General features: G+C 66.4%; 7 protein-coding genes and 1 rRNA gene. All 8 read left to right on the top strand.

All coding sequences use genetic code 11. The annotated features are described in order from the left end of the window. The first annotated feature begins 10 nt into the window (after positions 1-10). A 5S ribosomal RNA gene (gene rrf, locus ACTWQJ_RS42960) occupies positions 11-127 on the top strand. Positions 128-236: 109 nt separating this feature from the next. Next, on the top strand, positions 237-845 hold the full coding sequence (locus ACTWQJ_RS42955) for a CDP-alcohol phosphatidyltransferase family protein (protein ID WP_095751205.1): 609 nt from the start codon (positions 237-239) through the stop codon (positions 843-845). A 114-nt stretch (positions 846-959) separates the two neighbouring features. After that, positions 960-3,455, top strand: a complete 2,496-nt coding sequence (locus tag ACTWQJ_RS42950; RefSeq protein WP_443311835.1) for a sugar phosphate nucleotidyltransferase — start codon at positions 960-962, stop codon at positions 3,453-3,455. A 106-nt stretch (positions 3,456-3,561) separates the two neighbouring features. Then, positions 3,562-4,479, top strand: coding sequence for a DUF881 domain-containing protein (locus tag ACTWQJ_RS42945; protein ID WP_443311834.1), 918 nt, complete (start codon positions 3,562-3,564; stop codon positions 4,477-4,479). Further along, the gene (locus ACTWQJ_RS42940) at positions 4,476-4,808 is read left to right on the top strand and encodes a small basic family protein (protein WP_003977440.1); all 333 of its coding nucleotides are present in this window, start codon (positions 4,476-4,478) and stop codon (positions 4,806-4,808) included. The genes ACTWQJ_RS42945 and ACTWQJ_RS42940 overlap by 4 nt, the downstream gene beginning before the upstream one ends. Positions 4,809-4,813: 5 nt before the next feature. Next, positions 4,814-5,650 carry a DUF881 domain-containing protein gene (locus tag ACTWQJ_RS42935; protein ID WP_443311833.1) on the top strand — a complete coding sequence of 279 codons (837 nt, stop codon included), beginning with the start codon at positions 4,814-4,816 and terminating at the stop codon, positions 5,648-5,650. A gap of 61 nt (positions 5,651-5,711) precedes the next feature. Further along, positions 5,712-6,671, top strand: coding sequence for an FHA domain-containing protein (locus tag ACTWQJ_RS42930; protein WP_129796728.1), 960 nt, complete (start codon positions 5,712-5,714; stop codon positions 6,669-6,671). Between the two features lie 43 nt (positions 6,672-6,714). Further along, positions 6,715-7,177, top strand: a 463-nt coding sequence (ftsR, locus tag ACTWQJ_RS42925) for a transcriptional regulator FtsR (RefSeq protein ID WP_443311832.1), incomplete at its 3' end; no start/stop codon positions are given.

The raw sequence follows: 7,177 nt of genomic DNA, 5'->3' as shown, positions 1-7,177 counted from the left end.
TTCACAGTGTTTCGGTGGTCATAGCGTGAGGGAAACGCCCGGTTACATTCCGAACCCGGAAGCTAAGCCTCACAGCGCCGATGGTACTGCAGGGGGGACCCTGTGGGAGAGTAGGACACCGCCGAACTCCTTTTAGAGCTCTGGCTCTCGGGCACCTGGCCCGAGAGCCAGAGCTTTTTTGCGTTGAGGTAAGGTCAGTGGGCATAGTTGGCTCGTTTTCGACAGGAGGCCCCCGGTTGGAGGTCCAGGAGACTCGCGTCCAGACGGACCGGGTCCTCACCATCCCGAACATCCTCAGCATGGCGCGGCTCGTCGGCGTGCCCCTCTTCCTGTGGCTGATCCTCAGGCCCGAGTTCGGGGGACCGAAGAGTGATGGCTGGGCGCTGTTGGTGCTGGCTCTCAGCGGGATCAGTGACTACCTGGACGGCAAACTTGCCCGACGCTGGAACCAGATCAGCAGTCTCGGCCGGCTTCTTGATCCCGCGGCCGACCGACTCTACATTCTCTCGACCCTGGTCGGTCTTACGTGGCGAGAGATTCTGCCAATCTGGTTGACCGCTGTACTGCTTGCGCGGGAACTGGTCCTGCTGGTGATGGTGGGCATCCTCAGGCGTCACGGATATCCGCCGCCGCAGGTGAACTTCCTCGGGAAGGCCGCCACCTTCAACCTGATGTACGCCTTCCCCTTGCTGTTGCTCAGTGACGGAAGTGGATGGATCTCGTCACTCGCTGCTATTTTCGGATGGGCGTTCGCAGGATGGGGTACAACCCTCTACTGGTGGGCAGGAGTCCTCTATGTGGTGCAAGTCCGCCGCCTGGTTCGTGCGGACGCCATGACCGATTGAGCTCGCCGAACGTGCGGCCGTAGCGGTGCGATGGCCCGCGAGGGAAAAGTGCGGGACAATTCGGACGGGTGAAGTCGGCTAGACCGTCGTCTCTTCGAGGAGGACGCTTCCGACATGAAGGCCGTCGTGATGGCCGGTGGCGAAGGCACGCGCCTTCGTCCTATGACCTCAAGCATGCCCAAGCCGCTCCTGCCGGTGGCCAACCGGCCGATCATGGAGCACGTTCTGCGGCTGCTCAAAAGGCATGGGCTCAACGAGACTGTCGTGACTGTCCAGTTCCTTGCCTCACTGGTCAAGAACTACTTCGGTGACGGCGAGGAGCTCGGTATGGAGCTCACCTATGCCAACGAGGAGAAGCCACTCGGTACCGCCGGAAGTGTCAAGAACGCCGAAGAGGCGTTGAAGGACGACACGTTCCTCGTCATCTCCGGTGATGCCCTGACCGACTTCGACCTCACCGAGCTGATCAACTTCCACAAGGAAAAGGGTGCGCTGGTCACTGTCTGCCTGACGCGTGTCCCCAACCCACTGGAATTCGGTATCACCATCGTCGACGAAGAGGGCAAGGTCGAGCGGTTCCTGGAGAAGCCGACCTGGGGCCAGGTGTTCTCGGACACCGTCAATACCGGCATCTACGTGATGGAGCCCGAGGTCTTCGACTATGTCGAGGCCGATGTCCCCGTCGACTGGTCCAGCGATGTCTTCCCGCAGCTCATGAAGGAGGGCAAGCCGATCTACGGCTATGTCGCCGAAGGGTACTGGGAGGATGTCGGCACGCACGAGAGCTATGTGAAGGCGCAGGCCGATGTCCTGGAGGGCAAGGTCGACGTCGAACTCGACGGCTTCGAGATCTCACCTGGTGTGTGGGTGGCCGAAGGCGCCGAGGTGCATCCTGACGCCGTGCTCCGCGGGCCGCTCTACATCGGTGACTATGCCAAGGTCGAGGCCGGCTCGGAAATCCGTGAGCACACCGTCGTCGGCTCGAATGTCGTCGTCAAGAGCGGGGCGTTCCTGCACAAGGCCGTTGTGCACGACAACGTGTACGTCGGGCAGCACAGCAATCTGCGGGGCTGTGTCGTCGGCAAGAACACCGACATCATGCGGGCGGCGCGGATCGAGGACGGCGCGGTCATCGGCGACGAGTGCCTCATCGGTGAAGAATCGATCGTGCAGGGCAATGTGCGGGTCTACCCGTTCAAGACCATCGAGGCCGGTGCCTTCGTCAACACCTCGGTCATATGGGAATCGAGGGGGCAGGCGCATCTCTTCGGCGCCCGCGGCGTCTCCGGAATTCTGAACGTCGAGATCACGCCCGAGTTGGCCGTGCGCCTCGCCGGCGCCTATGCCACGACCTTGAAAAAGGGCTCCACGGTGACCACGGCCCGTGACCATTCCCGTGGTGCGCGTGCGCTGAAGCGGGCGGTGATCTCCGCGCTGCAGGCCAGTGCCATCGACGTACGGGACCTGGAGAACGTACCGCTGCCGGTGGCGAGGCAGCAGACGGCACGTGGCAGTGCCGGCGGGATCATGATCCGGACCACGCCCGGCGTGCCGGATTCCGTGGACATCATGTTCTTCGACGGGCGAGGAGCCGACCTGTCGCAGGCAAGTCAGCGGAAGCTGGACCGGGTGTTCGCGCGGCAGGAGTACCGGCGTGCGTTCCCGGGAGAGATCGGGGATCTGCACTTCCCGGCCAGTGTCTTCGACTCGTACTCCGGGTCGCTGTTGCGGAATGTGGACACGACCGGCATCGCCGAGTCCGGGCTGAAGGTCGTCGTCGATGCATCGAACGGTAGTGCGGGGCTCGTGCTGCCCAGCCTGCTCGGCAAGCTGGGCGTGGACTCGCTGACGATCAATCCCGGTCTGGACGAGTCCAGGCCGACGGAGACGGCGGATGCCCGGCGGTCGGGGCTGGTGCGGCTAGGAGAGATCGTTGCGTCCGCGCGGGCCGCATTCGGGGTGCGGTTCGATCCCGTCGGTGAGCGGCTGTCGCTGGTCGACGAGAAGGGGCGGATCGTCGAGGACGACCGGGCGCTGCTCGTGATGCTCGACCTGGTGGCCGCTGAGCGGCGCAGCGGGCGGGTCGCCCTGCCGGTGACCACGACCAGGATCGCCGAGCAGGTCGCGGCCTATCACGGGACCCAGGTGGAGTGGACCACCACTTCCCCTGACGACCTGACGCGGGTCGGGCGCGATGACACGACGATCTTCGGTGGCGACGGCAAGGGCGGATTCATCGTCCCGGAGTTCAGCAGTGTCTTCGACGGTACGGCGGCCTTCGTGCGGCTGATCGGTCTGGTGGCGCGTACTCAGCTCACGCTCAGCCAGATCGACGCGCGGATCCCCAGGGCGCACGTCCTCAAGCAGGATCTGGCGACTCCCTGGGCCGTCAAGGGGCTGGTGATGCGGCGCGTCGTCGAGGCGGCCGGAGATCGCGACGTGGACACCACGGACGGTGTGCGCGTGGTGGAGGCCGATGGGCGTTGGGTCATGGTGCTGCCAGACCCGGCCGCGGCGGTCACCCACCTGTGGGCGGAAGGGCCGGATGACGCCTCCGCGCAGGCCCTGCTCGACGAGTGGTCGGCGGTCGTGGACAGCGCCGGACGGTAAACGGGCAGCACGCGCGCGTGCCGGACAAGTGTCCCCAAGGGGGCCTGTCCGGCACGCCGGTGGGGCCGTGCGGAGGTAGCGGTCGCGACGTGCGACGATGTGCGGCATGCCGCAGCAACCCCCCGTTCGGAGCAGTTCCACGCCCCCCGCACGCCCGGACGCGTCCATGTCGCTGCTCACCAACGTCATGGATCACAGCCTCGACGACGGATACGCCGAGGCCGCGGCCAGGAAGCAGGCGGCGGGCGCCGAAGGCATGCCCAGGACCTTCAGGGCGAAGCTCGGTCTCGCTGCCGGCCTGGTGCTTGCGGCCCTGGTGGTGACCGTCGGCGCCGCACAGGCGCGGGTGGCAGCTCCTGTGGTCGCCAAGGAGCGCGAGGAGCTCATCGACCGGATCGACCGGGAGACCGCGGCTGCGGACGCGCTGGAGAGTGACGTCGACAAGCTGCGCGACGACGTGAGCGCCCGCCAGCACGAGGCGCTGAAGCAGAGCGGCGGCGGTGATCAGACCAACTTGGTGGGAATCCTGTCGGGCGCCACCGAAGTACGCGGCCCCGGTGTGAAGTTGGTCGTGAACGACGCCAAGGAATCCGCCGTCGGTGGTGACAGCGACCCGCGCGGAACGTCCGGTTTCTCCGACACGGGGCGGGTGCGTGACCGTGACATGCAGCGGGTGGTCAACGGACTCTGGGAGTCGGGCGCCGAGGCCGTCTCGATCAATGGGCAGCGGCTGACGGCGCTGTCGGCGATCAGGGCTGCGGGTGACGCGATACTGGTCGACAACCGGCCACTGGTGCCGCCGTACACGGTGCTCGCGGTGGGCGACGGGAAGCAGCTGAGCACCAGGTTCCAGAACAGCGCGGACGGGCTCTATCTGCATGCCCTGCAGGAGAACTTCGGCATCCGTACCAGCATCTCCGTGGAGGACGAGGTGCGGCTGCCGGCGGCGCCGAGTGTGATCGTCCGCACAGCAGAGCCGATAACCGAGTCAGCACAGCCGAGAACTGAGAAAGGCACATCGTGATCGCCGTACTGGGCCTCGTCGTGGGAGTCGTGGCCGGCCTGTTGGTCCGGCCCGAGGTTCCGGCGGCTGTCGAGCCTTACCTGCCGATCGCCGTGGTGGCGGCGCTGGACGCAGTCTTCGGAGGTCTGCGGGCGATGCTCGACGGCATCTTCGACGACAAGGTCTTCGTGGTGTCGTTCCTGTCGAACGTGGTCGTCGCCGCGCTGATCGTGTTCCTGGGCGACAAGTTGGGCGTCGGCGCGCAGCTGTCCACCGGTGTCGTGGTGGTTCTCGGCATCCGCATCTTCTCCAATGCCGCGGCGATCCGTCGGCACGTGTTCCGGGCGTGAGGCCGATGAGCAAGCAGGACGAGACAGCCGAGAACCGGCTGCGCAAGGAGCTGCCCGACGAGGTGCCGGCCACGGCCACGGCGACGGTGGACCGCCCCGAGGAGGAGTCCGAGCCGGCGCTCACCGGCCGGCAGCGGCTTGTGAACGGTCTGTGGCCGCCGCGCGTCACCCGTGCCCAACTCATCGTCGCGCTGCTGCTGTTCGGTCTCGGCTTCGGCCTGGCCGTGCAGGTCGCCTCGAACAGCGACGGCGACAGCGCGCTGCGGGGCGCGCGGCAGGAGGATCTCGTACGCATCCTCGATGAACTCGACGACCGTACCCAGCGTCTTGAGGACGAGAAGCAGGGGCTCGAGAAGCAGCGCGACGAGTTGGAGAACAGCTCCAACCAGGCCGAGGAGGCCCGCAAGCAGACGATCGAGAAGGAGCGGCAACTCGGCATTCTGGCGGGCACGGTGGCGGCGCAGGGACCCGGCATCACGATGACCATCGACGACACGAAGGGGACGGTCGAGGCGGACATGCTGCTCGACGCGATCCAAGAACTACGGGCGGCCGGCGCGGAGGCGATCCAGGTGAACGGGGTGCGTGTGGTCGCAGGCACGTATCTGACCGACTCCGGGCAGAGTGTCAGCGTCGACGGGAACAAGATCAATGCTCCCTATCGTTTTAAGGTCATCGGCAAGCCGCAGGACCTCGAACCGGCGCTCAACATTCCAGGAGGCGTGGTGCAGACGCTCGAGAAGGAGCAGGCCACCGTGACCGTCGAGCGGTCGGACAAGATCGTTGTGGACGCCTTGCGAGCTGCGAAGCGACCTGACTACGCTCGGTCGTCCTCCCAGTGAACCGGGGGTGCATGGGGGTCGTCCGGCGAGGGCATGAGGTTGCGGGGGGTCGGCGCACCGAATGGGTGGTGCGTGGTGGAAACTGTCTGGTGGATACGGACGTTGTGAGGATGTCCGGGTCGGCCGGAGTGTGCAGTCAGGGTTCGTCCTGCCCCACGGGCGGGTCTGTTCAGGTCAAGGGGAATCGCCCGTGAAGTTGTTTGCGAAGTTGTTCGGCAAGAGCGCACGAGAGGGCAGCGGCAACGCCACCGCTCGTCATCGCGCACAGCCTGACGCAGAGGGCCAGCGCCCACTGTTCCGCGACCAGGTCGCTGGTCCGGGCGGTGACATTTCCGGAGGTCAGGGCGCGCCGACGGTTGACCCTGCCCAGTCCGGCGGCATAGGTTTCGGGCAACCGTCAACCTCAAGTACGGGTGGAGGGTTTTCCGCCGGCCCGTACGCGTCCAATGCCCCGGCGGGGCAGCCGCGGCAGGAGGATCCGTCCATGTCGGCCCTGGTGTGTACGAGGTGCGGTAACCGCAATGCGGAGAGCAGCCGCTTCTGTTCCAACTGCGGTGCGCCGTTGCGGGCGGGTGCGGCCGCCGAGCGTCCGTCCGAGACGACCTCCACGATCTCCATCAGCGGTCTCGAGGCCTACGACGCCGAGGCCACCGGGCAGACCCCGATGCCGACGCTCTCGCCCGAGGCGCAGGCTGCGGTGGACGCCCTTCCGCTGGGTTCCGCGCTGCTGGTCGTGCGCCGCGGGCCGAACTCGGGCAGCCGCTTCCTCCTGGACAGCGACCTGACCACGGCCGGGCGTCACCCGCAGAGCGACATCTTCCTGGACGACGTGACGGTCTCGCGGCGGCATGTGGAGTTCCGCCGCAGCCCGGACGGTTCGTTCACGGTGGCCGACGTGGGCAGTCTGAACGGCACGTACGTCAACCGTGAGCGGATCGACCAGGTCGCTCTGTCGAACGGTGACGAGGTACAGATCGGCAAGTATCGGCTGGTCTTCTACGCGAGCCGGCAGGGCATCTGACCGTCCCCCGGGCTTCGTCCGGGGGGACCCCCAGGGAAGGTCCATGCTTCATACACCGAGCGGTGGTGCCGGCAACGGCATCACCGCCGCGGACAGCGGGCTGATGAGTATCGGCACGGTGTTGAACGTGCTGCGCGAGGAGTTCCCCGAAGTCACCATTTCCAAGATCCGTTTCCTGGAGTCCGAGGGGCTCATCGAGCCGCAGCGGACCCCCTCGGGATATCGCAAGTTCAGCGCCGCCGATGTCGAGCGACTCGGCCACGTACTGAGGATGCAGCGGGACCACTATCTGCCGCTCAAGGTGATCCGCGAGTACCTCGACGCGATGGAGCGCGGCGAGGAGGTACGGCTGCCCACGCTGGGCCGGCAGCGTGACGGCGAAGCCCCGCCGGAGTCCTCCGAGAGACCGACGGCGGCGCGCATCGGGCGGGCGGAGCTGCTGGCGGCCGCCGGGATCGGAGAGCAGGAACTTGCGGAGTGGGAGTCGTACGGGCTGATCACTCCGC

The sequence above is a fragment of the Streptomyces sp. KR55 genome (genome assembly GCF_052245645.1).
Classification (GTDB): Bacteria; Actinomycetota; Actinomycetes; order Streptomycetales; family Streptomycetaceae; genus Streptomyces; species Streptomyces flavusporus.
Note: the sequence above shows the minus strand (reverse complement) of the source record. Positions and strands in the feature narration are given on the sequence as shown.